Genomic DNA, 24,146 nt, shown 5'->3' on the forward strand with positions numbered 1-24,146 from the left:
GTAAAAATAAGGGTGAAAACAAAAAACGAGGCGGGCATCCGATGGCCCGCCTGTCCCTGAGGGCTGGTGCTGCGCGGCGCTTATTTGACCAGCGTTGCCGATTCGATCACGACCGGGGTGCGTGGCACGTCGCCGGCGCCGGTGGGCACCTGCTTGATCTTGTCGACCACATCGGCGCCCTGAACTACCTTGCCGAATACCGCGTATCCCCAGCCATCACGGCTCGGGTAATCCAGCGGGGCGTTGTTGGCCACGTTGATGAAGAACTGGGCCGTCGCCGAATGCGGGGCTGAGGTGCGCGCCATGGCAATAGTATAAACCTCGTTCTTCAAACCGTTATTGGCCTCGTTCTTGATGGGCGCATCGGTATCCTTTTCGCGCATGTTCTGGTCGTAGCCGCCGCCCTGGATCATGAAACCGTTGATCACGCGGTGGAACAGGGTGCCGTTGTACTGGCCCTTCTTGACGTACTTGAGGAAGTTGTCGACAGTGACGGGCGCCTTCTGCGGATTGAGCTCGACCACGATGTCGCCCATGCTGGTCTTGATCAGCACGCGCGGCGCATCGGCGGCGAAAGCCGGCGCCGACAGGGCGGCGGACAGGGAGAGGGCGGCCAGGCCGCGCAGCAGGCTACGACGAGAAATCATCATGCATTACCTTCGTAAATAATTTTCCATTCCGATCCTTCCTTGACCCAGTACTGGCGTTTGCGGATCGCATTTTTACTCTTGCCGACGGCACTTTCCTGGATGAAAGTGCTGACGATCATGTCTTCCGGGCCCGGATAGCGGAACAGGCTGACATCGCGCAGTTTGACACTGGTGAAGCGTGCGCCGTTCATGCTCTTTTGCTGGCGCGAGAACCAGGTCGGCAGGCTTTCGCCCAGGGCCGAGCGGAAATCGCGCGAGTAGTAGGACAGGGTTTTCTCGCTGTCGGGATTCTCCAGCGACTGTTGCCATTGTTCCAGCATGGCGGTCGCGGCCTGGCGCTGCTTGTCCCATTCGCCCTTGTTGACGAATTGCACACCCTGGCTGATCACCACCACGGTCTTGCCAACCTCAGCCGTGGAGTACAGGCTTTGCAGGTCAGGATTGGCCAGCACCACGCAACCGTCGGAGGACAGCGGTGGACGGCTGAAATTGTCGGATGGCGTGCCGTGCAGCCAGATGCCGTAGCCGCTGCGGCCGTTGCGCTTGTCCCATTCATTGGGATAGGACAGCGGCAGCGCGCCGGTGCCGTAGAAATCGGGCAGCTTGGGGCCGGGAATGCGGTTGTTGACGTAGTACACGCCGATCGGGGTGCGCTGGTCGCCTTCCTTGGATTTGTTGGCGCCGAAGCGGCCTTGGGAGATGTAGTAGTCGGTCTGGTACTTCAACTGGCCGTCCAGGTTCTCGTAGACGTACATGCGCGAGCGCGAGGTATCGACCACCAATACGGTTTTCTGGTCGTCGCCCATCTGCAGCACGGCCTTGGGAATCAGGCTGGGATCGGGCTTTTCCTGCAGCGAGCGGATGCGCACCATGGCTTCATCGCGCAATTCCTTGAGCTTGTCCTGCGGGGCGTCGGCCATGGCGCCGAAATTGCGCACCGGGCGGGCATGCATCAGCAACAGGTCGCCTTGCACCAGATGGCCGAGCCGGAAGGTCGGATAGGCGGCCACCAGGGCGTCGGCCTTGGCCTGGGCTTCGCGCAGGCGGTTGGCGCCGAGGTCCTTGTAGACGTCGATCAGCAAGGCCTCGGGATCGGGCTTGCCGGGCGCGGCCGGACTGGCGCTTTGCGGGGGGATGGAAGAAGAGGAGGCAACGCTGCCGGTCGTCGGCAGGCCGGCCAGACATAACATCAGCAGGCGTCCCAGCATGCGCGCCGGACGCCCTTGCAAAACTTGAGCCACCAATTACCCTCCCGATCGTTCCTGTTTGATCAGCCATTTGTTGCCCTGTTTCACAAAGACCAGGGTCTTGCGGCTGTCCACCGTTAGCCGGTTGGAATTATATATCTGGCGATAGCGCACGGTAGCGATATTGCCCTTGATGGCGACCTGGGCGTTGCTTACCTTCACGGTAATATGGCCCTTGTCCTCGATACGGGCGCGGCGCTCTTCGGCCCATTCCTTGCGGGTCGCGCCCTTGGGCGTTTCGAAATCGCTGGCATAGTGGGCCAGGTAGCTCTTCACGTCCTTGTCGCTCCAGGCCTTGGCCCAGCTGTTGAGCGAGGCCAGCACGATATTCTTGTCCTGGTCGGTGTCGGCAGATGCCTTGGCCTTGTCGGCACGGGCTTTATCCGCCGCTGCCTTGGCTTGGGCGGCTTTGTCGGCTGCCGCGAGCTTCTCGGCCTGGGCAGCTTTTTCCTTCTCGGCCCGAGCGGTCTTTTCCTTCTCCAGGCGCTCGGCCTGTTCCTTCTCTTTTTGCTTCTGCTCGGACGCAGCCTTGTCGGCCTTTTTCTTGTCGGCGGCAGCCTTGTCTTCTGCTGCCTTATCAGTGGCGGCTTTCTCCGCTGCCGCCTTGTCCGCTGCCGCCTTGTCCGCCGCCGCCTTGTCGGCAACAGCCTTTTCAGATGCGGACTTGTCGGCCGAAGCCTTGGCGATCACCGTCTTTTCCGCCGCCGCCTTGTCGGCCGCAGCTTGCTGCGCGGCCTTCTCGGCGGCCAGCGCCTTCACGCGTTCCTGCTGTTCGGCGGCTGCGGCATCTGCCTTGGCCTTGGCGTCCCGTTGCGCCTGCGCGACCTGGCCGGGGGCGGCGCTGGCCAGGCGCGGCACGGTGCCGCCGGTGGCATTGCCGTTGAGCGAGCGCAAGAGAGTCAGCTTGGGCTGCGGGACGTTGTTGCCCGGATCGATCTGCAAGGCCTTGTCATATGCCTGGCTGGCCAGCTTGGCGTAGACGTCGCCGAGGTTCTCCAGCGCGGTGGCATAGGTCGGGTTGGTGCGCATGGCCATGTCCAGCGCCGCGCGGGCCTTGTCGTACTGTCCATTGGCGGCATACAGCACGGCCAGGTTGTTGTACGGCTCGGGCAAATCGGGGAAGTCTTCGGTCAGTTTGGTGAACACCGCGATGGCCTCCGCAGAACGATTTTGTTCTGCTAAGATCAGGCCTTTCGTGAAACGCATCTGTGCGTCGCGCGGGTGTTTCGCGAGTACGGCGTCGGTTTTCGTGAGCGCATCGGCATACTGGCCCGACCGCATCAGCTTGTTGATGTCGGACATCTCGCTGGCATGCGCAGGGATGGCAAAGAGGGCGGCGACCAGGCCGGACAGCAGCGCCGTCTTGTGGGCAGTTCTATTGATCAAACCGCGCAAACCATGAATAGATGTCTGTTCTTGTGATTCTGGGGGCATGGTTTATCAATGCTATACTCGGACGAAAGCAGGCATTTTATATCAAACAAGCACCACAAAAAGAGGTTTGGCTATCGTGTCGCGTTCATGTTGCAAGCATTGCTAGAACAATGATCGAGGGGGCGTGCGCCCGTCCGGAAGCACTCTTCCCGGCGCGCAGCCCGAAGCGCGGAGCATGACCACGGCACTGTCTCCAGTGCAGCCGAACCGAGAATTCCCGTCCCATGAGCGAGCTCAAAATTTACAACACGCTAGCGCGTGATAAGCAGACCTTTTCCCCGATCGAACCAGGCAAGGTGCGGTTGTACGTGTGCGGCATGACCGTGTATGACTACTGCCACCTCGGTCACGCACGCGTGATGGTGGTGTTCGACATGGTGCAGCGCTGGCTGCGCAAGTCCGGCTACGCCGTGACATATGTACGCAACATCACCGATATCGAGGACAAGATCATCAAACGTGCGCAGGAAAACGGCGAGTCGATCAAGCAGCTGACCGACCGTTTCATCGTGGCCATGAACGAGGACGCCGCCGCCCTGGGCGTGCAGCGTCCCGACTATGAGCCGCGCGCCACCGAATACGTGCCGCAAATGCTGGAGCTGATTGGCAAGCTGGAGCAGAACGGCCTGGCCTACAAGGCCAGCGACGGCGACGTCAATTACTCGGTGCGCGATTTCCCCGGCTACGGCAAGCTCTCCGGCAAGTCGCTGGACGACCTGCGCGCCGGCGAGCGCGTCGACGTCAACACCGGCAAGCGCGATCCGCTCGATTTTGTGCTCTGGAAAGCCGCCAAGGAAGGCGAGCCCGATGAAGCCAAATGGGATTCGCAGTGGGGTTGCGGCCGTCCCGGCTGGCATATCGAATGCTCGGCCATGTCCAGCGACCTGCTGGGCGACCATTTCGACATCCACGGCGGCGGCCAGGATTTGCAGTTTCCGCATCACGAGAACGAGATTGCCCAGTCCGAAGGGGCGCACCGCCACACCTTCGTCAATTACTGGATGCACAACGGTTTCGTGCGCGTCGACAATGAGAAGATGTCGAAGTCCCTCGGCAACTTCTTCACCATCCGCGAAGTACTGCAAAAGTACGACCCGGAAGTGGTACGCTTTTTCATCCTGCGCGCGCATTACCGTAGCCCGCTGAATTATTCCGACGCCCACCTCGACGATGCACGCCAGGCGCTGACCCGCTTGTATACCGCGCTCAAGGACGTGCCGGCGGCAGAAGGCACGCTGGATGCGGAAGAAGCGCATGCGCTGCGTTTTGCAGAGGCGCTCAACGACGATTTCAACACCCCGGTGGCGATGTCGGTACTGTTCGAGCTGGCCAATGAAGTCAACCGCAGCCGCTCGCCGCAGCATGCGCGCCAGCTCAAGGCCTTGGCCGGCGTGATCGGGTTGCTGGAACGCACCCCGGACGAATTCCTGAAGGGCCGCAGCGGCACGCAGGAAGGCGGCCTGGAAGAAGTGCAGATTGAAGCGTTGATCGCCGCTCGCAAGGCGGCCAAGCAGGGCAAAAACTTTGCCGAAGCAGACCGCATTCGTGCGGAGCTCACTGCGGCCGGCATCATTCTGGAAGACAAACCGGGCGGACTGACCGAATGGCGGAGAGCTTGATTTGAATACCATCAGAAAAACAAGTCCGGTCGATCCGACGCTGATCGTTCCAGGATATTGGGAAGAAGCCAAGGCCGAGCTGATGAAGCGCGACCGCATCATGCGCAAGATCATCCCCCAGTTCGGTGATCTGCAACTGACGGTGCGCGGCGACGCCTTTACTACGCTGGCGCGCTCGGTGACCGGCCAGCAAATCTCGACCAAGGCGGCTAATGCCGTGTGGCAACGCTTTTTGGAAGCTTGTCCCAAATGTACGCCGGCCCAGGTGATCCGTACCGGCCTGGACGGTTTGGCCGCCTGCGGGTTGTCCCGGCGCAAGGCCGAATACATCCTCGATCTGGCCAACCATTTCAAGGCCAAGACCGTCCATCCCGACAAATGGATCGAGATGGAGGACGAGGATGTCATTGCGGAAATGATCCAGATCCGCGGGATCGGCCGCTGGACAGCAGAGATGTTTTTGATATTTAATCTGCTGCGTCCAAACGTGCTGCCGCTGGATGACTTCGGATTGCTCAAAGGCATCAGCATCAGCTACTTTTCGGGTGAACCGGTCTCGCGCAGCGATGCAAGGGAAGTTGCCGCTAACTGGGAGCCGTGGCGCACTGTTGCCACATGGTATCTCTGGCGCAGCCTCGATCCGCTGCCGTCGGACTATTGAACGATACAGGGGAGCGAGGGCAGGAGTAGCCGCTGGTGTATACTCCGCTCCTCGCAAGATTGAAGGCAAACCGATGACGAAGCCGTACCCCGCATGGCGCGGGCATTGCAGCATACCATCGGACTTGTTGAACAAAGGAACACAATGAGTAAATCGACAACGACTTTTCTGGGCTTCGAGCAGGCCATCGCCGAGCTGGATGCCAAGATCGAAGAGTTGCGTTTTGTACAGGACGACTCGGCCGTCGACATCTCCGAAGAGATCGAGCGCCTGGTCAAGAAGAGCCAGCAACTGACCAAGGACATCTACGCCAAGCTCACGCCCTGGCAGGTCTCCCAGATCGCACGCCATCCGCAACGTCCGTACACCATGGACTACGTGCGCGAAATCTTCACCGACTTCCACGAACTGCACGGCGACCGCACCTTCGCGGACGACCAGTCCATCGTCGGCGGCCTGGCCCGTTTCAACGGCCAGGCTTGCATGGTGATCGGCCACCAGAAGGGGCGCGACACCAAGGAGCGCGCCATGCGCAACTTCGGCATGCCCAAGCCGGAAGGCTATCGCAAGGCGATGCGCCTGATGAAGGTCGCTGAAAAATTCAATTTACCGATTTTTACCTTCGTCGATACCCCGGGCGCATTCCCCGGCATCGATGCCGAAGAGCGCGGCCAGTCCGAAGCGATCGGCCATAATCTGTATGTGATGGCCGAGCTGAAGGTGCCGCTGATTGCCACCATCATCGGTGAAGGCGGTTCCGGCGGCGCACTGGCGATCGCTGTAGGCGACTCGGTGCTGATGCTGCAATACGCGACCTATTCGGTGATCTCGCCGGAAGGCTGCGCTTCCATCCTGTGGAAGACGGCCGACCGCGCCTCCGACGCCGCCGAAGCGCTGGGCCTGACCGCGCATCGCCTGAAGGCAATCGGCCTGATCGACAAGATCGTCAATGAACCGCTGGGCGGCGCCCACCGCGACCCGAAGCAAATGGCCTCGCTGTTGAAGCGCGCGTTGTCGGATACGCTGCGTCAGTTCCAGGGTGTGAAGACCAAGGAACTGCTGGCTTCCCGCCACGAAAAGCTGATGGCCTACGGCAAGTTCAAGGAACTGAACTCGGCGGAATAAGTCGCCTTTGCTTCGCCGCAGGAATGCGGGCGAGGCAGCCGGGGCAAGACAAGCGCCAGCGATTCCGGTCGCTGGCGCTTGTCGTTTGTGCGGCGCCATTGTTGATGTTTCGCGTCTAGCCTGTTCATTCATTTGTTCGCTACCTCCCCATGTCCGATTTCGCATCCATGTCCGAGAATTCCCGCGCTGTACAGAAAGTGGCGCAGGCCATGCGGCAGGCCCTGGACCAAACCTTGGCAGGTCGGGTGCCGAACGGTCGTCCTGCGGTATTGGCCGTGGCGTACAGCGGCGGGCTCGATTCCTCGGTACTGCTCGATGTGACCGCTGCTTTCGCTGCCGAGCGGGCTTTTCCGCTGCTGGCCTTGCACGTGCATCACGGCCTGAGCCCCAATGCCGATCACTGGATGGCGCATTGCCAGGCGCGGAGCCAGGATTTGCAACTGCCGTTCTTTGCCGAACGCGTGCACCTTTCCAATGTGGCTGATTCCGGTGTCGAAGAGGCTGCGCGCGTGGCACGTTATGCCGCGCTGGGGCGCATGTGCCGCGAGCACGGCGTCGACATTCTGCTGACTGCGCACCATCAGGATGACCAGGCCGAAACCGTATTGCTGCAGCTATTGCGCGGCAGCGGCTTGGCCGGCATGTCGGGCATGGAGGCATGCAATGCCGCACCTGCCTTGCTGGGCGACGATGCCACGCTGATTGCAAGGCCGCTACTGGGAATGGCGCGGGCGCAACTCGAAGCGTACGCGGCGAGCAAGGGCATCTCCCACATCGAGGATGAGTCCAACGCCGATACACGCTACGCGCGCAACGCCTTGCGGCATAGTGTGATGCCGGCGCTGGGCGATGCCTTTCCGGGGTTCCAGCAGCGCCTGGCACGCGCGGCCGGGCATGCGCAGGGCGCACAGCAGTTGCTGCACGAGGTTGCCGAACAGGATCTGGCGCAGTGCCGGCATGACGATCACCTGCTGATGCCTGCCTTGCGCCAGTTGAGCCAGCAGCGCTTCTTCAACCTGATGCGCCACTGGTTCGCCTTGCGCGGCATGCGCATGCCTTCGACGGCGTGGATGATGGAGATGCGCGAGCAACTGCTGCAGGCCGGTGTCGAGGCGCAGCTATGCGTATCGCATCCGGATGGAGAAGTGCATCGCTACCGCGAACGGATATTTCTCTCGCCGCGCCGTACGCCACCGGCAGAGGATATGGATATCGCGTTGAAGTGGAATGGTGAAGTGCGGCTGTCTGTCGATGCGTATTACGGCGCATTGCATTTCGAGCGCATCGCCGGCGACGATCATCAACCAGGTTTCGACATCGATTGGCTGCAGGGACAGGGCCTGTCCATCCGTGGACGCAGCGGGGGCGAGCGGGTGAAGCTGGCGGATAACCGCCCGGCGCGCAGCCTCAAGCAGCATTTCCAGACAGCCGATGTACCGGCCTGGGAGCGGCCATTCTTGCCGCTGCTGTTTGCGGGCGACGATTTGATTTTTGCAGCGGGTATCGGCATGGATTGCGCACATTTCGCAACCGGCGGCGAGCGTGTGCGCATACGCTGGCAAGCCAACTGATCAAGAGCCGCAACAAAAAAAATGCCGCATCAATGTCTTGCGACAGATGATGCGGCACCCCAGTCATCCCGGACATGGGTAGAGTGCCGAGGCACTCTGGAATTGCTCTTTGAGCGATGAGGCCTTACTTCTTGGCGCCATCGGCGGCCGGCTTGGCTTCAGTGCCGGCGGCTTCCTTCTTTTCGCTCTTCTTTGCTGCCTTCTTGTGCTTGGCATGCGTGGTCTTTGCCTTGGGTGCTGCATCAGTCTTGGCTGCTGCAGGAGCGGCTGGTGTTGCAGCCGGGGCGGCGGCGGTGCCGGTCTGTGCAAACACTGGCAGTGCCAGGGCGGTCAGCAGGGAAGCGACGATGATGGATTTGGTTTTCATGGCAATTTCCTTTTGAAAGTGGAGGTTGTTCTCGGCCCCTGATGTTGGGTTTTTCACGCTTATCGTGGCGCCTTACTTCCATTAACGAACTGCCGATCCGGTGGACGACATCAAAGTGTTTCATTTCATCGCAGATTTGTAAGCAATCGTTGCTGCCGTTTTTTCCGGTGTTGAGGGGAGGCTTGGCGCATTCGCGATGAAATGAAGCAGGAGGAGAAGGCCGCGCGTCAGATGAACTTTCCATGCCCGAACAAACCTGCCAGTCCGATCGCGATCAGGTAGAGCGCCACGATGTAATTGAGCAGCCTTGGCATGACCAGGATCAGAATGCCTGCGATCAACGCTGCCAGTGGGCCGAAAGAAAAATAGATGTCCATGCCGATTCTCCTGTTGTGGTCGGATATTGTTTCCGATGCCGCACGGGCCGCAAAGTTCTTCGGCGCATTGCCGAGCTTGATGCGGACAGAGGAGGAGACCAGGGCCTGTGAAGTGTGGCCGGCAAGCTGTCTCGAACAAGGCCTATAATGTTGAGCTTTTCCAACCGCATCATCGAGAGTTTCATGGCTTATCAAACTTGGTTCGCATTCTTTATCGCCGCTTGCGTGATCGCCGTTTCACCCGGATCGGGCGCGGTCTTGTCGATGAGCCACGGCCTTAACTACGGCGTGCGCCGCACCAGCGCCACGATCCTTGGGCTGGAGATCGCGTTGGTGGTGATCCTGGTCATCGCCGGCGCCGGCGTGGGCTCGCTGCTGGTGGCATCCGAAGCCGCCTTCAATACGATCAAGGTGCTGGGGGCTGCCTACCTGATCTATCTGGGTTTCTCGCAGTGGCGCGCACCGGTGGCGGTGGAAAAGAAAGAGGGCGAAGCGCTCGACGCGGCCAATGCCAATGCGGTGGCCACGCGCGGCCAGGCCTGGTGGCAGCGTTGTATGACTGGTTTCCTGACCAATGCCACCAACCCCAAGGGCATCGTCTTCATGGTGGCGGTACTGCCGCAATTCATCGACCACGACCGTCCGCTGTGGCTGCAACTGCTGGTGCTGGCGGTGACCATGGTGGCAGTGGACCTGGTGGTGATGCATGGCTATGCTTTTGCTGCCAGCCGCTTGCAGCGCTTCTTCCGCAACCAAAAGGCCGTCAAGGCGCAGAACCGATTTTTCGGTGGGGTATTGATGCTGGTCGGCGCGGGCCTGTTTTTCTTCAAGCGTACGACGCATTGAGCAGGTAGCGTGTAGGTTCCCAAACAACAAGCCCCGGCATGCCGGGGCTTGTTGTTTGCAGCATAGCCGACGACGGTCGGCAGGTGCTTACTTGTCTTTCTTCAGGCAGGAAGACATGAAGGCCTTGCGTTCGTCACCCTTCTTGCCGGTGGCATCGGCATTGCACTGCTTCATCTTGTCTTGCTGCGTCATTGGCTGGGGCTGTGCGGGCTTGTTGGACAGGCAATCTTTCATGAAGGCTTTGCGTTCATCGCCTTTTTTGCCGGTGGCATCCTTGTTACAGGCGGCCATCTTGGTTTGTTGCGAATTCTCCGCCATGGCGGGGGTAGCTAGCAGCAGCGGGGTGGCCAGTGCGAAAGAAGCGATAGCGATCAGCATTTTTTTCATTGGAATCTCCCTGGACAGTGTGGATTCGGGCCTGTTCCCATTGGATCCGCAGAGGCTGGCTGCTTGTACTCATAGATCCAATGGGAACAGGCCCTTGGGATGCCGGCATGGACTGTAGTCCGCAGACGGAGGCATTACAGCATGAAAGCCAGCGCCTGCCTAGCGGGGGACGCGCTCAACGTACGCAGGCAAGATCGCCTTCCTGGCAGCCGGACAACGCCTGGAGTTCCTTGGTGCGCTGACGCGTCTTGTCGGCCAGGCAATTCTGCAGCACCATGCCGGCGGCTGAACCGCCGGCCACGTTGGAACTCTCAAACCTGCAGGAGAGGTCGCGATACTTGATCCAGGCGAGCTGCACATCGCGGATCTGGTTCTGCTGTGCCAGGCGCAGTTTCGCCCGGTAAGCCAGATAGGTTTCATTGAGTTCGGTGTCGGCCTGGCTGAGATCCCGGGCGGCACAGCCGTTGATCTCGGCCTGGGTGGAGGCCTTGCTGCAATCCAGTGCGTAAGCGCCGGCGCTGGCGCCGCACAGGGCCAGCAGCAGGGCAAAGCGGATGGATGGTGTCATGGGTATTTCTCCGTAAAGGCTGGCGCACATGAGACTGCCGACATTTTCATGAGGGAAACGAACGGCATCGGTTGGGGACATGTGCATCCAACGGGATAAAATCGGGTTTTGCTTGTCTTAGTGAGTTGTTGTCTGCGATCTTCAGGGAGCCGTGCAAACTGGTTCTTAGAAGAGCAAGCAGGGCCGAGGTTCTCGGCCAATTGCAACAAGCCGTTTCTGATTGCTGAAAGGAGTGCCGTCAATGGGACTGAGCTGGATGTCCGCCCTCAAATTGATCCCCTGGGTCGATGTAGTGCAAGCCACGCCCGGTATTGTGCGCGGCGCCCGCGATCTTTGGTCGCGCACACGCCGCGCCAAGTCGGAAGCTGAAGCGCACGAAGGCACGATACTCGCGCCAGGCGACACGGCGCAACTGGCCGCACGCATCGAACAGCTGGAAGTTGAGCAACTGGAGGCGAGCAGGCTGATCAACACGCTGGCCGAACAGAATGCCCAACTGGTTGCCGCCCTCGATGCGGTGAGGCGGCGCACGCGGGCGCTGATGGCATGTTGCGTATTGCTGGCCGTGGGGCTGGCGGCCTTGTGGTTGCGTTGATGGCCGGCCGCTTGTTGCTGTCGTCAGCAAGATCGGCGGCATAGTATTACCATGGCTGGGTTTTCTGCGGCCGGCTCTTAGCTCAAGCTGGCGGCGCAATGCCGTTTCGGTTTCGCCGCTGAAAACCAGAACTCCAGCCCATCCGTCTTCGCTGGTTGGCGGCGGATGGCTATTTTCCTCTCCTGTTTCCGAAAGGATTTTCCCATGCTGAAATCACAAGGCTACGCCGCACAAAATGCCTCTTCCCCGCTGGCGCCGTTCAGCTTCGAGCGGCGCGAAGTCGGTGCGCATGACGTGCAGCTCGACATCCTGTTCTGCGGCGTCTGCCATTCCGACCTGCACATGGCGCGCGACGAATGGAAGGGGACTGCGTTCCCGGTAGTGCCGGGCCATGAGATCGTCGGCCGCGTCACCAAGGTCGGCGCGCATGTCACCAAGTTCAAGGTCGGCCAGACCGTCGGCGTCGGCTGTATGGTGGACTCCTGCCAGACTTGCCCGAGCTGCGGCGAAGGCCTGGAGCAGTACTGCGAGAACGGCTTCACCGGCACCTACAGCGCGCCGGACAAGGTCAGCGGCGGCTACACCTACGGCGGCTACTCCAACAACATCGTGGTCAACGAGAAGTTCGTGCTGTCCGTCTCCGACAAGCTGGACCCGGCCGGCGCCGCGCCGCTCTTGTGCGCGGGCATCACCACCTGGTCGCCGCTGCGCCACTGGAAGGTCGGCCCCGGCCACAAGGTCGGCATTGTCGGCCTGGGCGGCTTGGGCCACATGGGCGTCAAGCTGGCGCATGCGATGGGGGCGCACGTGGTGCTGTTCACCACTTCACCGGACAAGCGGGAGGATGCGCTGCGCCTGGGCGCCGATGAAGTGGTGGTGTCCAAGGATGCGGCGCAGATGGCTGCGCATGCCAACAGCTTCGACTTCATCCTCAACACCGTGGCCGCCCAGCACAATCTGGACGCCTTCATGGTGCTGTTGAAGCGTGAAGGCACCATGACGCTGGTCGGCCTGCCGGAGCATCCGCACCCATCGCCATCGGTGGCCAACTTCATCTTCAAGCGCCGCCACCTGGCCGGTTCGCTCATCGGCGGCATCCAGGAAACCCAGGAAATGCTGGATTTCTGCGCCGAGCACGGCATCCACTCCGACATCGAGATCATCAAGATCCAGGACATCAACCAGGCTTACGAGCGCATGCTCAAGAGCGATGTGAAGTACCGTTTCGTCATTGACATGGCGTCGCTGGCAGCCTGAGCGACATCAGCCAACGAGAGGTGGCCTGCCAGCCTTGCGGCGGCAGAGGCCGCTTCCTTATTGTTTTGTATCTCCTTAACCTTACTCCGATTAGGAATTGGCCCCGGCATGTTTGAACAAGCATTGCGCATGACCCGGCGCGACTGGCGCACAGGCGAGTTGCGCTTCCTGCTGATCGCATTGATCGTTGCGGTGGCGGCATTGTCTTCCGTCAGCTTTTTTGCCGACCGCATGCGCGCGGGCATGACGCGCGACGCCCACCAACTGCTGGGCGCCGACCTGCTGGTCGCTGCCGACCAGCCGATGCCGGCGCAGTGGCTGCAGCAGGCGCAGGATCGCGGCCTGGCGCAGGCACAGACCGTCGTGTTCCCCAGCATGGCCCAGGCCGGTGAAGGCGAGCAGGCGCGTTCGGTGCTGTCATCGATCAAGGCAGTCACGCCGGGTTATCCGCTGCGCGGCCAGTTGAAGCTGCAAGGCGCGGACGGCGGTGACCATGTTGCCGGCGGCGTTCCACCGGCAGGCACCGTCTGGGTCGATCCGCAGATATTGTCCGAACTGAATGTGCGCGTGGGCGGCACGTTGAAGCTGGGCGACAAGGATTTCCGTATCGCTGATGTCATTTCGGTGGAGCCGGACCGCGGCAGCGCGTTTGTCAATTTCGCGCCGCGCGTGATGCTGGCCGACAGCGACCTGGCCGCCACCAACCTGGTGCAGGTGGGCTCGCGTGTCACCTACCGCTTGCTGCTGGCAGGCGCGCCGGAGCCGGTCAAAGTCTTCCAGCAGGAAGTGGAGCGGCAGATCGAGGCGCAGAAGATGCGCGCCGTGCGCATCGAGTCGCTGGAGAACGGCCGCCCTGAAATGCGCGCCACGCTGGATCGTGCCGAGCAATTCCTGTCGCTGGTGGGGTTGTTGTCGGCCATGCTGGCGGCGCTGGCGGTGGCCATGGCGGCGCGCCGTTTCATGATGCGCCATCTGGATGCCTGCGCCATGCTGCGTTGTTTCGGCATGACGCAAAACGAGGTCACGGCGCTGTACCTGATCGAATTCGTGCTGGTCGGCCTGGCCGCCAGCGCCATCGGGGTGGCGCTCGGTTATGCCGCCCATCTGGCGCTGCTGCAATGGCTGGGACGTTTCATGCCGACCGCATTGCCGCCGGCCGGCTGGCAGCCGGCGCTGCAAGGCATGGCCACCGGCTTGCTGTTGCTGGTGGGTTTTGCGCTGCCGCCCATCCTGCAACTGCGCAATGTGCCGCACAACCGCGTGATCCGCCGCGAGCAGGGCACGCCGCAGACCCTGACGGTACTGACCTATGTGCTGGGCACGCTGGTATTTTCAGGCTTGCTGCTGTGGCAGGCAGGCGACCTCAAGCTGGGCCTGTTGACGGTTGCCGGTTTCCTCGGTGGTTTTGGTCTATTTGCGCTGGTGGCGTGGCTGTGCCTGCGTGCCTTGCGCTCGCTGCGCGGCTGGTTCGACAGCCAGAGCTGGCGCTTCGCCATCGACGGCTTGCAGCGCCGCCCGGCAGCGGCCGTGATGCAGGTGGTGGCGCTGGGGCTGGGCCTGATGGCATTGCTGCTGCTGACCGTGATCCGCGGCGACCTGGTCGGCGCCTGGCAACAAGCGACACCGCCGGATGCGCCCAACCGTTTTGTGATCAACATCCAGGCCGACCAGCGCGAAGCGGTGGCCGGCGCATTGAAGCAGGGCGGGGTCGGGCAGCCGCAGCTCTATCCGATGATCCGTGGCCGCCTGGTGCAGATCAACGGCCGCCAGATCAGCGCAGCCGACTACAAGGAAGACCGTGCCAAGCGCCTGGTCGACCGCGAGTTCAACCTCTCGACCATGAAGGACATCCCGCCCGGCAACGGTATCGTGGCCGGCCGCTGGTATGACGATAGCAAGCCGGAAGCCTCCGTCGAGCGCGGCCTGGCGCAGACGCTGGGGATCCAGCTGGGCGACAGGCTGCAGTTCGATATCGCCGGCCAGCTGGTGGATGTGCCGGTGACCAGCCTGCGCAAGCTGGAGTGGGGCTCGCTGCGGGTGAACTTCTTCGTGATCATCAACCCGGCGGCGATGCGCGACGCGCCGCAAAGCTGGATCACCGCCTTCCATCTGGCGCCGTCGCAGGAGGCGCTGGGCAATACGCTCACGCGCGATTTTCCGAACCTGACCGTGGTCGATATCGGCAACGTGCTGCGCCAGATCCAGGACGTGGTGGGGCAGGTGATTTCGGCGGTTGAATTCCTGTTCCTGTTCACGCTGTGCTCCGGCGTGCTGGTGCTGTATGCGGCGCTGGCCGGCTCGCAGGACGAGCGGGTGCGCGAGGCGGGGCTGTTGCGGGCGCTGGGCGCGACGCGGGCCGAGCTTTCCCGGGCGCAACGCATCGAGGTGCTGCTGGTGGGCTCGGTGGCAGGCTTGCTGGCAGCCAGCGGCGCCGCCGCCATCGGTTGGGCGCTGGCGCATTACGTATTCAATTTCGACTGGACCTTAAGCCCGCTGGTATGGGTAGCCGGCATGGCCATCGGCGCCGGGTGTTCGGCCATCGGCGGCTGGGCCGGGTTGCGCCACGTGCTGGGCCGTCCGCCGCTGCAGACGCTGCGCGAGGCCTGATCCGATCCAGACAAATTGTTGTCGGAAAGCCGCCGCCATGCCGCCTTGCGGCGGCTGTGCGGGCAGCGGCGAGGGGCGCGCTGCGGTATCATGGCGGTCTTATGCAAATCGAAGATCCCAATCAGCCGACCACTTTCGACCTGATCGGCGGCGCAGGAAAACTGCGCGAAATGGTCGACCGTTTTTACGACCTGATGGACCTGGAGCCTGAGTTCGCAGGTATCCGCGCGCTGCATCCGCCTTCGCTGGACGGTTCGCGCGAAAAGACCTATATGTTCCTGTCCGGCTGGACCGGCGGCCCCAACCTGTACATCGAGCAGTTCGGCCATCCGCGCCTGCGCGCGCGCCATCTGCCTTTTCCCATCGGCGTATCCGAACGCGACCAGTGGCTGCGCTGCATGGCGTGGGCGATGCAGGATGTGGGCCTGTCCGAGGAGCTGCAAAAGCGCCTGCTGGCGGCCTTTTACCAGACCGCCGACTGGATGCGTAACAAGGCGGAATAAAACGTCTTGCGCTTGCGCCGGGCGCCGCAATCGCGCACCATGGCATATCTTTCTCCCAAGGCCTGTGACAGCGATGCGCGGGCCGCAATTTCTTCTGTTCCATGACATCCTTTGAACTGATACTTGCCGGCCTGGTTGCGGTTGGCATCGTGCTGCAAATCCTGGTGCTGGTCCGTTCCGGACGCAAGGACGATACAGCTGCCTTGCAGCAGCTCAAGCTGGACCTGCAGCGCCACCAGCAAGACACCGGCGAACGCATCGAACGCGAACTGCGTACCCAGGTGCAGGCCAGCGCGCAAAGCACGCGGCAGGAACTGGGCGCCAATTTCGCCCAGCTGCAGCAGACGCTGGCTACGCAGATATCCAGCGTGGCGACGCTGCAGAACAACCAGATCGATGGTTTCGCCCAGCAACTGGTGAAGCTCAATGAAACCAATTCCCAGCAGCTCGACGGCATGCGCCAGTCGATGACGCTGCAGGCCCAGGTCAACCGCGAGGAGCAGGCGGTGTCGTTGAAGCGCTTTGGCGATACCCTGAACCAGCAGTTGTCGGCGCTGACCGAATCCAACTCCCAGCGCATGGCCGAAGTGCGGGCCACGCTGGAATCCAAGATCAAGGATCTGCAAAACGACAACGCGCAGAAGCTGGAAGAGATGCGCAAGACCGTCGATGAAAAGCTGCATGCCACGCTGGAGCAGCGCCTGGGCGAGTCTTTCAAGCTGGTTTCCGACCGCCTGGACAAGGTGCACCAGGGCCTGGGCGAGATGCAGCAGTTGGCCACCGGCGTGGGCGACTTGAAGCGCGTGCTGACCAACGTCAAGACACGCGGCACCTGGGGCGAAGTGCAACTGGAGATTTTGCTGGAGCAGATGCTCACGCCCGACCAGTACGCCAAGAACGTCGAGACCGTGCCGGGCAGCGGTGAGCGCGTGGAATTCGCCATCCGCCTGCCGGGCGCCAAGGATGATGCGACGCCGGTGTGGATGCCGGTCGATGCCAAGTTCCCGAAGGAGCAGTACGAGCGCCTGGTGGATGCCGCCGAACGCGCCGATGCCGATGGCGTTGCGACCGCCGGCAAGGAGCTGGAGCGCGCGGTGCGCAATGAGGCCAAGACCATTGCCGAGAAATACCTGTCGCCGCCGCTGACCACCGACTTCGCCATCCTGTTCCTGCCGACCGAGGGCCTGTACGCGGAAGTGATGCGCCGTCCCGGCCTGTCGGATGACCTGCAGCGCACGCATCGCGTTACCATCGCCGGGCCATCGACCTTGTCGGCCCTGCTGAACAGCCTGCAGATGGGCTTCCGCACGCTGGCGCTGGAGAAGCGGTCGTCGGAAGTGTGGCAGGTGCTGGGCGCGGTGAAGACCGAGTTCGGCAAGTTCGGCGATGTGCTGGCCTCGACCAAGCTTGCACTGGAGCGTGCAGCCAAGAACATCGACCAGGCCGAAACGCGTACGCGCCAGATGACGCGCAAGCTCAAGTCGGTCGAAGCCTTGCCGTCCGAGAGCGCGCAGAAGCTGCTGGGGACGGAGGAGCTGGATCTGGGGGATGACACCGAAGGTGTGTGAGGCGCAGGGAAGTAACGAAAAAGGGACGGCTTGCCGTCCCTTTCTTATGGTTGGTTGGATGCATCGGACGGCTGAACGACACTGGGTCCCGGCCTGCGCCGGGACAACTAAGGCTTGTAGTAGCGCCGCGGCGTCAAACCAAGCCGTCGAATAACACCACCGATACTTCTTCTCCCACCGCCACATCCCCGCGCTCATGTTCCAGCTCAATGATGCAATTCGCATCCGACATCGAGCGCAACACGCCCGAGCCCTGGGCGCCTGTCAGTTTCACCGACCATATGCCGTGTTCATCGGGCACGAGGATACCGCGCTGGTATTCGGTGCGGCCGGCCTTCTTGCGGATGGCGCCGGCCGATTTCACGCGCAGGCGCGGCAGCGGCGATGCTTCGGCACCGGCCAGGCGCAGCAGGGCATCGCGCACGAAGAAATAGAAACTCACCGTCACCGCTACCGGATTGCCCGGCAAGCCGAACAGGTAGGCGTCGCGGCCTTTCGAGGCGATATGGCCGAAGGCCAGCGGGCGGCCGGGGCGCATGCCGATTTTCCAGAACAGCATGTCGCCCAGGCTGGCCATGATCTGTTTGGTGTAGTCCGCGGCGCCGACCGAGACCCCGCCGGAGGTGATGACTGCGTCGGCTTCCTCGCAGGCGCTGCGGAAGGCTGCTTCCAGTGCGGCCGGATCGTCGCCCACCACGCCCATGTCGAGGATGTCGCAGCCCAGGCGCGTGAGCATGCCGTGCAAGGTGTAGCGGTTGGAGTCGTAGACGCAGCCCGGATCGAGCTGCTCGCCCACCGAGCGCAATTCATCGCCGGTGGAGAAGAACGCCACGCGCAGGCGGCGCTGTACCGGTACTTCGGCAACGCCGAGCGAGGCCAGCAGGCCGATGTCGGAAGGGCGCAATTGCCTGCCGCGCGGCAGCGCCACGGTACCGATCGCCAGGTCTTCGCCGCGCAGGCGGCGGTTGTCGCCGGGGCGCACGCGGCCGGCGGGGATGGTGACGCCTTGCAGGTCGGCATCGGCGGCCAATTCTTGCGGGATCACGGTATCGCACCCGGAAGGCATGGGGGCGCCGGTCATGATGCGCACACACTGGCCGCGCAGGACTTCGCCGTCGAAGCTGGCGCCGGCATGCGCCGCACCGGCGATCGCCAGGCGCACCTCATTGCCTGCGGCGATATCTTCGCCGCGCATGGCGTAGCCGTCCATGGCTGAATTGTCGTGGGCAGGCACGTCGATGCGGGAGACGATGTCTTGCGCCAGTACGCGGCCCAGGGCGCTGCGGATGGCGACTTTTTCCATCGCTTCGATGGGACGGATGAAGTCATGGATGACGCTTTGCGCTTGCGTCACCGTCATGGCGTTGGGATCGTAGCCGCTGATGCAACTGATGATGTCGTTGAGGGAATGCGGGGAGGTCTGGGTCATCGTTCTTGTTCGAGCTGCTGCAGTTCCAGCCCGGTGTTGATATTGCAGAAGGCGCGTTCGTCGGGGAAATCGACTTCCACGTATTGCAGCGTGGCGAACCAGAATTCCATCTTGCGTTCGCCGGCGGCGAGGAAGGCGTCAAGTGAGGGCAATGTCGACTTTCTCAGCAGCGAGCATACCGGATGGCGTTGCCTGTTGTCTTCCTTTCCGGTGACGACGAAGGCGGCGTCGGCGCCGCTGGCGATCAGTTCATCGGCCAGCCGTGCGACCAGGTCGTAAGGAATCAGCGGCGAATCGCAGGGAGCAGTGGCCAGAAACGGCGTGGTGCAGTGCGAGAGCCCGCATTGCAGGCCGGCCAAAGGGCCGGGGAAGTCGGGCGAGAGGTCGTGCCAGATCGGATAGCCGAAGGCGGCATAGCGTTGCTGGGAGCGGTTGGCGTTGACCGCCAGCGTGCAGACCTGCGGCGCCAGCCGTTCCAGCACGTGCTGGGCAAGCGGCTTGCCGTGCAGCTCTTGCAGGCCTTTGTCGACGCCGCCCATGCGCGTGGCGCGTCCGCCAGCCAGGACGAGGCCGGTGATATGGCTGGCGGCAATGGCAGGTACGGCTGACATGATGCGGTGTGAGGGAAAGGGGCGGCGTACGGCCTAGCCGCCGATGTAGGACATCTCGACCTTGCGCAGTGCGCGCGCATCTTGCTGCTCGCTGCGCAATTCGGAATAGCGGTCGCCGCGCTGATGCCACAGCCGGGCAATGGCGCCGGCGAGTTCGGCATCGCTGCCGCCGTTGCGTACGATGCCGCGCAGGTCGTGGCCTTCGCTGGCAAACAGGCAGGTATAGACGCGGCCTTCGGTGGACAGGCGGGCGCGCGAGCAATCCTGGCAGAAGGCGTGGGTGACGCTGGAGATGACGCCGATTTCACCGCTGCCGTCGGCATAGCGCCAGCGCTCGGCGGTTTCGCCGGTGTAGTTGGGATCGGCTTCGACCAGCGGCAGTTCGGTGGCGATGCGGCGCACCACTTCATTGGAGGGGACGACCTGGTCCATGCGCCAGCCGTTGGAACTGCCCACGTCCATGTATTCGATGAAACGCAGGATAGCGGACGTGCCCTTGAAACGGCGCGCCATCGGCAGGATCTCGTGGTCGTTCAGGCCCTTCTTGACCACCATATTGATCTTGATCGGCCCCAGGCCCGCGGCGTACGCGGCTTCGATGCCCTCCAGCACGCGCGCCACCGGAAAATCGACGTCGTTCATGCGGCGGAAGTTTTCGTCGTCCAGCGAATCGAGCGAGACGGTCACGCGTTTCAAGCCTGCGTCTTTCAAGGCCTGGGCCTTTTGCTTGAGCAAGGTGCCGTTGGTGGTCAGGGTGAGGTCGATTTCACGCCCTTCGGGCGTGCGCAGCGCGGCCAGCATCTCGACCAGGCGTTCGATGTTCTTGCGCAGCAGCGGTTCGCCGCCGGTCAGGCGGATCTTGTGCACGCCATGCGCCACGAACTGGCGCGCCACACGGGTGATTTCCTCGAAGGTGAGCAGGGCCGAGTGCGGCAGGAATTGGTATTGCTTGTCGAAGACGTCCTTGGGCATGCAATAGACGCAACGGAAGTTGCAGCGATCCGTCACGGAGATGCGCAGATCGTGCAGGGGCCGCCCCAATGCGTCGCCCAGCAGGCCGACCGGCTCCGTGGGAACGGGCAACATGCCTGCTCCCAGGCCCAATGGCATGGCTTGCCGAAAATCAACGATGGGAATGACGCGCTTGTTCATACGGGCTGGCTGATACAGATATGTAACGATAGCACGGCTGGCAATACGGGGTAGATGCACAATTATGCATATTCGCTATTGTCGGCGGGCATGAGCAGGCGGTGGTTCCATGCTGCAAGAGGCTTTGCGGGCAAGGGCTGCATGGCTGGCGCTTGTGGGCCGCATGGCGCCGTTGCCACTGTATCTATCTTCCGGGTACTTAACTGTAACCACGGCCGCTTCCTATCAAAGAAAAAGGGAGCCGAAGCTCCCTTTTTCATCACTGCTCAAGCAAATCAGTGGCGCGTCTCAACCTGGACCAACGGTTCGGTCGATTGAGGCGGCAACGGCTTGCGTTCGCGCGGCACACGGGGGGGCGCCACGAAGTCGGCCGCAGCTGCCTGTGCCGCCTGCAGCTTGACCGGGTCGGTCGTGGCCAGGGTCAGGCCGGCTTGGGACAGCATCTGGTTCAGCGAGTCCCACTGCGCGGGCTTGCCTGCGGTTTGCACCGGAGCTTGCGGAGCCGATGCAGCCGGCGCAGTTTCAGTCGCGTCCAGCAAGCTGATCTGCTGCGGTGCCGACGGGGCGCTGACGGGTTCGGCAGCTTGTACCGTTTGTACCAACTCCACAGGAGCTTCCGATGCAGCCAGAACGGCAGCGGGAGCCTGGACCGGTTCAAAGGCCGGCGCCGGGGCAAAGCTGGCATCGATGGACTGTGCCGGCGGCTCGATCGGTTCGCTGCGTGCGAATACCGCTTCGGTCGCTTCCGCTGCGGCGGCAGCGACGGCTTCCACCGAGTTCACGCCGCTTTCAACGGTGGCTGCGCTTTCGACAGGCGCTGCAACTGCAGGCGTTTCAGCTGCAATGGCTTGCGGAACCGGCGATGCGGCAAAGGAAGCTTGTGCGATGGCAGCATCGGCTGCTTCGCCAGAAGCTTGGCCAACCACTGCGGCGGTGGTGGCGTTGTCGGCGCCATCAGCAGCATCAGCGTTGCCGGCTTCCGAACCTTCTTCAATCACATTGCCGTTTTCGTCGCGTTCGCGGCGATGGCGGTTGCGGCCACCACGGCGGCGGCGGCGGCGCGGTTCGGTGCCGCCTTCGGACGCTTCTGCGCCTTCGCCGGCTTCGACCTGTGCACCTTCCACCTGGGTGGTTTGCTCGTCGGACGCGATTGCTACCGTTCCAGTAGAGATTGCGGCGTCGGCAGCCAGTGCGGCTTCCAGCGGCAGCGCCTCTTCGGACTTGGCTTCCTTGCGTTCGCCGCGCGGTGCGCGCGGTTCACGTGGCTGGCGCGGTTCGCGTTGTTCACGACCTTCGCGGCCTTCACGCGGTTCACGGCTTTCGCGCGGTTCGCGGCGGCCTTCCTTGTTTTCCTGGCCTTCGCGGGCTTGGGTGTCACGCGGCTCGCGCGGTTCACGGCCTTCGCGCGGCGGACGCGGCGAGCGCTGCTGCTTGCCTTCGATGGCCGCCTCGCCTGCCTTCAGCTCAGGGGCAGCCTGGCTGCCATCGCGGTTGCGCGGATTGCGCTCGCCGCCACGTTCATTACTGCGTTCGCTGCGGTTGCGGTTACGGCCGTTGCGGTCGCGGTTGTTGCGATCGCCCTCGCGCTTGGCCGGGGCCTTGGCTTCGACCGGAGCCGGGGCAGGCACTGGAGCGACGGGTTTCTTGCGGAAGAAGCTGAAGATCTTGCCCAGCAGGCCCGATTCAGGCGCCAGGGTCGGCGGTGGCACGGGAGCTGCTTCGGGGACGCGGCGCTCGACGATGGGAGCGGGCTGGTCCGGGGTGATGCCCTTGACCACGGCTTCCTGGCGCGGCTTGACGTCTTCCTTCTGGCGCTTGCTGTAGCCGATGTCGGTGTCGGCCTGTTCAGCCATGGCGTAGCTGGCTTGGGCGTCGTCCAGGCGCGGATCGTCGTGCTTGATCCGTTCCATCTTGTAGTGCGGGGTTTCCAGGTGCTTGTTGGGGATCATGATGACCGTGACGCGATGGCGCGTTTCGATCTTCAGGATTTCGCCGCGCTTCTCGTTCAACAGGAAGGCAGCGACATCAACCGGCGCCTGCACATGGATGGCGGCGGAGTTTTCCTTCATTGCCTCTTCCTGGATGATTCGCAGGACTTGCAATGCGGACGATTCGGTATCGCGGATGTGGCCGGTGCCGTTGCAGCGCGGGCAGGTCACGTGGCTGCCTTCCGACAGCGACGGACGCAGGCGCTGGCGCGACAGTTCCATCAGGCCGAAGCGCGAGATCTTGCCCATCTGGACGCGGGCGCGGTCGTGGTGCAGGGCATCCTTCAGACGGCCTTCGACTTCGCGCTGGTTCTTGCTGTTCTCCATGTCGATGAAGTCGATCACGATCAGGCCGCCCAGGTCGCGCAGGCGCAACTGGCGGGCCACTTCGTCGGCCGCTTCAAGGTTGGTGTGGAACGCGGTGGTCTCGATGTCGCTGCCGCGGGTGGCGCGCGCCGAGTTGACGTCCACCGAGACCAGGGCTTCGGTGTGGTCGATCACGATGGCGCCGCCGGAGGGCAGGGGCACGGTACGCGAGTAGGCGGTTTCGATCTGGTGTTCGATCTGGAAACGCGAGAACAGCGGCACGTCGTCGCGGTAGCGCTTGACGCGATGGACCATGTCCGGCATCACGTGGGCCATGAACTGCTGGGCCTGGTCGTGGATGTCGTCGGTGTCGATCAGGATTTCGCCGATGTCGGGCTGGAAGTAGTCGCGGATGGCGCGGATGACCAGCGAGGATTCCTGGTAGATCAGGAAGGCGCCCGATGCCGATTGGCCGGCGCCTTCGATGGCGCGCCACAGTTGCATCAGGTAGTTCAGGTCCCACTGCAGTTCGTCGACGTTGCGGCCGATGCCTGCGGTGCGGGCGATGACGGACATGCCACCGGGCAGGTCCAGCTTGTCCATGGTTTCGCGCAGTTCCTGGCGGTCTTCGCCTTCGACGCGGCGCGAGACGCCGCCGCCGCGCGGGTTGTTGGGCATCAGCACCAGGTAGCGGCCGGCCAGCGAGATGAACGAGGTCAGGGCGGCGCCCTTGTTGCCGCGCTCTTCCTTTTCAACCTGGACGATGATTTCCTGGCCTTCGCGCAGCGCTTCCTTGATGGTGGCATTGCGGACATCGATGCCTTCCTTGAAGTAGGTGCGGGCCACTTCCTTGAAAGGCAGGAAACCGTGCCGCTCTTCGCCGTAGTTGACGAAGCAGGCTTCCAGCGAGGGTTCGATGCGGGTGATGACACCCTTGTAGATGTTGGACTTGCGTTGTTCGCGTCCGGTCGTTTCGATATCGATGTCGATCAGTTTCTGACCGTCAACGATGGCTACGCGCAGCTCTTCCTGCTGCGTAGCGTTGAACAACATACGTTTCATGTTTTCACTCCGGGATCCGAAGATCCTTCAAATGGCGCCGTCCGGTTGCGGAGTCGACGCCAAAAGTACAGGGGATGTACGCGAGAACGGAAGTGATCGGGGAGGGAATTGCCTTACTGTGTGGAGTGCAGTTTATAAAGCACTCAAGCACAACGGGGCGCGGATGCGCTGGACGGGAACGCCGGGCAGCGCCGTATCCGCGCCGCGCGCTCCGCC

21 protein-coding genes are annotated in these 24,146 nt (G+C 62.5%); 10 read left to right on the forward strand and 11 right to left on the reverse strand.

Going from position 1 to position 24,146, the window contains the following annotated elements; translation table 11 throughout:
- Positions 1 to 80: 80 nt before the first annotated feature.
- Genes AKL28_RS01385 through AKL28_RS01395 form a run of 3 tightly spaced genes read right to left on the reverse strand, consistent with a single transcriptional unit; the run spans position 81 to position 3,331 of the window.
- Positions 81 to 650 carry a peptidylprolyl isomerase gene (locus tag AKL28_RS01385; RefSeq protein ID WP_050466250.1) on the reverse strand — a complete coding sequence of 190 codons (570 nt, stop codon included), beginning with the start codon at positions 648 to 650 and terminating at the stop codon, positions 81 to 83.
- Complete coding sequence (locus tag AKL28_RS01390) at positions 647 to 1,858, reverse strand: L,D-transpeptidase family protein (protein ID WP_050466251.1); 1,212 nt, start codon at positions 1,856 to 1,858, stop codon at positions 647 to 649. Before AKL28_RS01390 ends, AKL28_RS01385 begins: the two co-directional genes overlap by 4 nt.
- A gap of 36 nt (positions 1,859 to 1,894) precedes the next feature.
- Positions 1,895 to 3,331: a YybH family protein gene (locus AKL28_RS01395; protein ID WP_050466252.1), complete on the reverse strand. Its 1,437-nt coding sequence runs from the start codon at positions 3,329 to 3,331 to the stop codon at positions 1,895 to 1,897.
- A gap of 224 nt (positions 3,332 to 3,555) precedes the next feature.
- On the opposite strand from AKL28_RS01395, the gene cysS reads away from it, so the two are divergent.
- The 4 genes from cysS (at position 3,556) to tilS (ending at position 8,307) form a co-directional block, all read left to right on the forward strand.
- Positions 3,556 to 4,950 (forward strand): cysteine--tRNA ligase, encoded by a 1,395-nt coding sequence (gene cysS, locus AKL28_RS01400; protein WP_050466253.1) that lies wholly within the window; start codon positions 3,556 to 3,558, stop codon positions 4,948 to 4,950.
- 1 nt (position 4,951) lies between these two features.
- Positions 4,952 to 5,611, forward strand: a complete 660-nt coding sequence (locus AKL28_RS01405; protein ID WP_050466254.1) for a DNA-3-methyladenine glycosylase family protein — start codon at positions 4,952 to 4,954, stop codon at positions 5,609 to 5,611.
- Positions 5,612 to 5,755: 144 nt separating this feature from the next.
- Entirely contained in the window at positions 5,756 to 6,736 is a 981-nt protein-coding gene (locus tag AKL28_RS01410) for an acetyl-CoA carboxylase carboxyltransferase subunit alpha (RefSeq protein WP_050466255.1), read from the forward strand.
- 167 nt (positions 6,737 to 6,903) lie between these two features.
- A complete protein-coding gene (gene tilS, locus AKL28_RS01415) occupies positions 6,904 to 8,307 on the forward strand; it encodes a tRNA lysidine(34) synthetase TilS (protein WP_156226201.1) in 1,404 nt (467 codons plus the stop codon).
- A gap of 124 nt (positions 8,308 to 8,431) precedes the next feature.
- Here tilS and AKL28_RS01420 read toward each other — a convergent pair whose 3' ends face one another.
- Positions 8,432 to 8,674: a hypothetical protein gene (locus AKL28_RS01420; RefSeq protein WP_050466257.1), complete on the reverse strand. Its 243-nt coding sequence runs from the start codon at positions 8,672 to 8,674 to the stop codon at positions 8,432 to 8,434.
- Between the two features lie 227 nt (positions 8,675 to 8,901).
- Positions 8,902 to 9,051, reverse strand: coding sequence for a DUF3096 domain-containing protein (locus tag AKL28_RS23790; protein WP_082221319.1), 150 nt, complete (start codon positions 9,049 to 9,051; stop codon positions 8,902 to 8,904).
- Positions 9,052 to 9,234: 183 nt separating this feature from the next.
- On the opposite strand from AKL28_RS23790, the gene AKL28_RS01425 reads away from it, so the two are divergent.
- On the forward strand, positions 9,235 to 9,897 hold the full coding sequence (locus tag AKL28_RS01425; RefSeq protein ID WP_050466304.1) for a LysE family transporter: 663 nt from the start codon (positions 9,235 to 9,237) through the stop codon (positions 9,895 to 9,897).
- Between the two features lie 87 nt (positions 9,898 to 9,984).
- Here the strand turns inward: AKL28_RS01425 and AKL28_RS01430 are convergent, their stop codons facing one another.
- Both AKL28_RS01430 and AKL28_RS01435 read right to left on the reverse strand, forming a co-directional pair.
- Positions 9,985 to 10,284, reverse strand: a complete 300-nt coding sequence (locus tag AKL28_RS01430; RefSeq protein WP_050466258.1) for a PsiF family protein — start codon at positions 10,282 to 10,284, stop codon at positions 9,985 to 9,987.
- Between the two features lie 175 nt (positions 10,285 to 10,459).
- Positions 10,460 to 10,852 (reverse strand): lysozyme inhibitor LprI family protein, encoded by a 393-nt coding sequence (locus AKL28_RS01435; protein ID WP_050466259.1) that lies wholly within the window; start codon positions 10,850 to 10,852, stop codon positions 10,460 to 10,462.
- A gap of 241 nt (positions 10,853 to 11,093) precedes the next feature.
- On the opposite strand from AKL28_RS01435, the gene AKL28_RS01440 reads away from it, so the two are divergent.
- The 5 genes from AKL28_RS01440 to AKL28_RS01460 all read left to right on the forward strand — a co-directional run bounded on the left by AKL28_RS01440 (position 11,094) and on the right by AKL28_RS01460 (position 17,382).
- Positions 11,094 to 11,447, forward strand: a complete 354-nt coding sequence (locus tag AKL28_RS01440) for a hypothetical protein (protein WP_050466260.1) — start codon at positions 11,094 to 11,096, stop codon at positions 11,445 to 11,447.
- Positions 11,448 to 11,651: 204 nt separating this feature from the next.
- Complete coding sequence (locus tag AKL28_RS01445; protein WP_050466261.1) at positions 11,652 to 12,704, forward strand: NAD(P)-dependent alcohol dehydrogenase; 1,053 nt, start codon at positions 11,652 to 11,654, stop codon at positions 12,702 to 12,704.
- Between the two features lie 108 nt (positions 12,705 to 12,812).
- A complete protein-coding gene (locus AKL28_RS01450) occupies positions 12,813 to 15,311 on the forward strand; it encodes an ABC transporter permease (protein ID WP_050466262.1) in 2,499 nt (832 codons plus the stop codon).
- Between the two features lie 101 nt (positions 15,312 to 15,412).
- Positions 15,413 to 15,814, forward strand: coding sequence for a group II truncated hemoglobin (locus AKL28_RS01455; protein WP_050466263.1), 402 nt, complete (start codon positions 15,413 to 15,415; stop codon positions 15,812 to 15,814).
- Between the two features lie 101 nt (positions 15,815 to 15,915).
- Entirely contained in the window at positions 15,916 to 17,382 is a 1,467-nt protein-coding gene (locus AKL28_RS01460) for a DNA recombination protein RmuC (RefSeq protein WP_174525320.1), read from the forward strand.
- A 133-nt stretch (positions 17,383 to 17,515) separates the two neighbouring features.
- Here the strand turns inward: AKL28_RS01460 and moeA are convergent, their stop codons facing one another.
- The 4 genes from moeA to AKL28_RS01480 all read right to left on the reverse strand — a co-directional run bounded on the left by moeA (position 17,516) and on the right by AKL28_RS01480 (position 23,930).
- Positions 17,516 to 18,811: a molybdopterin molybdotransferase MoeA gene (gene moeA, locus AKL28_RS01465; RefSeq protein ID WP_050466264.1), complete on the reverse strand. Its 1,296-nt coding sequence runs from the start codon at positions 18,809 to 18,811 to the stop codon at positions 17,516 to 17,518.
- Positions 18,808 to 19,422, reverse strand: coding sequence for a molybdenum cofactor guanylyltransferase MobA (mobA, locus tag AKL28_RS01470; protein WP_050466265.1), 615 nt, complete (start codon positions 19,420 to 19,422; stop codon positions 18,808 to 18,810). The genes moeA and mobA overlap by 4 nt, the downstream gene beginning before the upstream one ends.
- A 33-nt stretch (positions 19,423 to 19,455) precedes the next feature.
- Positions 19,456 to 20,574: a GTP 3',8-cyclase MoaA gene (gene moaA / locus AKL28_RS01475; RefSeq protein ID WP_050466266.1), complete on the reverse strand. Its 1,119-nt coding sequence runs from the start codon at positions 20,572 to 20,574 to the stop codon at positions 19,456 to 19,458.
- A 275-nt stretch (positions 20,575 to 20,849) separates the two neighbouring features.
- On the reverse strand, positions 20,850 to 23,930 hold the full coding sequence (locus tag AKL28_RS01480) for an Rne/Rng family ribonuclease (protein WP_050466267.1): 3,081 nt from the start codon (positions 23,928 to 23,930) through the stop codon (positions 20,850 to 20,852).
- Positions 23,931 to 24,146: the final 216 nt, after the last annotated feature.

The sequence above is a fragment of the Herbaspirillum chlorophenolicum genome (assembly GCF_001189955.1).
Taxonomy (GTDB): domain Bacteria; phylum Pseudomonadota; class Gammaproteobacteria; order Burkholderiales; family Burkholderiaceae_D; genus Herbaspirillum; species Herbaspirillum chlorophenolicum.

Coding starts and splice junctions, on each gene's coding strand:
- AKL28_RS01435 (WP_050466259.1), bottom strand. CDS start 10,852: ATGACACCATCCATCCGCTTTGCCCTGCTGCTGGCCCTGTGCGGCGCC.
- cysS (WP_050466253.1), top strand. CDS start 3,556: ATGAGCGAGCTCAAAATTTACAACACGCTAGCGCGTGATAAGCAGACC.
- AKL28_RS01440 (WP_050466260.1), top strand. CDS start 11,094: ATGGGACTGAGCTGGATGTCCGCCCTCAAATTGATCCCCTGGGTCGAT.
- AKL28_RS01395 (WP_050466252.1), bottom strand. CDS start 3,331: ATGCCCCCAGAATCACAAGAACAGACATCTATTCATGGTTTGCGCGGT.
- AKL28_RS01425 (WP_050466304.1), top strand. CDS start 9,235: ATGGCTTATCAAACTTGGTTCGCATTCTTTATCGCCGCTTGCGTGATC.
- AKL28_RS01455 (WP_050466263.1), top strand. CDS start 15,413: ATGCAAATCGAAGATCCCAATCAGCCGACCACTTTCGACCTGATCGGC.
- AKL28_RS01430 (WP_050466258.1), bottom strand. CDS start 10,284: ATGAAAAAAATGCTGATCGCTATCGCTTCTTTCGCACTGGCCACCCCG.
- AKL28_RS01390 (WP_050466251.1), bottom strand. CDS start 1,858: ATGCTGGGACGCCTGCTGATGTTATGTCTGGCCGGCCTGCCGACGACC.
- tilS (WP_156226201.1), top strand. CDS start 6,904: ATGTCCGAGAATTCCCGCGCTGTACAGAAAGTGGCGCAGGCCATGCGG.
- AKL28_RS01460 (WP_174525320.1), top strand. CDS start 15,916: ATGACATCCTTTGAACTGATACTTGCCGGCCTGGTTGCGGTTGGCATC.
- AKL28_RS01420 (WP_050466257.1), bottom strand. CDS start 8,674: ATGAAAACCAAATCCATCATCGTCGCTTCCCTGCTGACCGCCCTGGCA.
- AKL28_RS23790 (WP_082221319.1), bottom strand. CDS start 9,051: ATGGACATCTATTTTTCTTTCGGCCCACTGGCAGCGTTGATCGCAGGC.
- AKL28_RS01445 (WP_050466261.1), top strand. CDS start 11,652: ATGCTGAAATCACAAGGCTACGCCGCACAAAATGCCTCTTCCCCGCTG.
- mobA (WP_050466265.1), bottom strand. CDS start 19,422: ATGTCAGCCGTACCTGCCATTGCCGCCAGCCATATCACCGGCCTCGTC.
- AKL28_RS01480 (WP_050466267.1), bottom strand. CDS start 23,930: ATGAAACGTATGTTGTTCAACGCTACGCAGCAGGAAGAGCTGCGCGTA.
- AKL28_RS01385 (WP_050466250.1), bottom strand. CDS start 650: ATGATGATTTCTCGTCGTAGCCTGCTGCGCGGCCTGGCCGCCCTCTCC.
- moeA (WP_050466264.1), bottom strand. CDS start 18,811: ATGACCCAGACCTCCCCGCATTCCCTCAACGACATCATCAGTTGCATC.
- AKL28_RS01410 (WP_050466255.1), top strand. CDS start 5,756: ATGAGTAAATCGACAACGACTTTTCTGGGCTTCGAGCAGGCCATCGCC.
- moaA (WP_050466266.1), bottom strand. CDS start 20,574: ATGAACAAGCGCGTCATTCCCATCGTTGATTTTCGGCAAGCCATGCCA.
- AKL28_RS01450 (WP_050466262.1), top strand. CDS start 12,813: ATGTTTGAACAAGCATTGCGCATGACCCGGCGCGACTGGCGCACAGGC.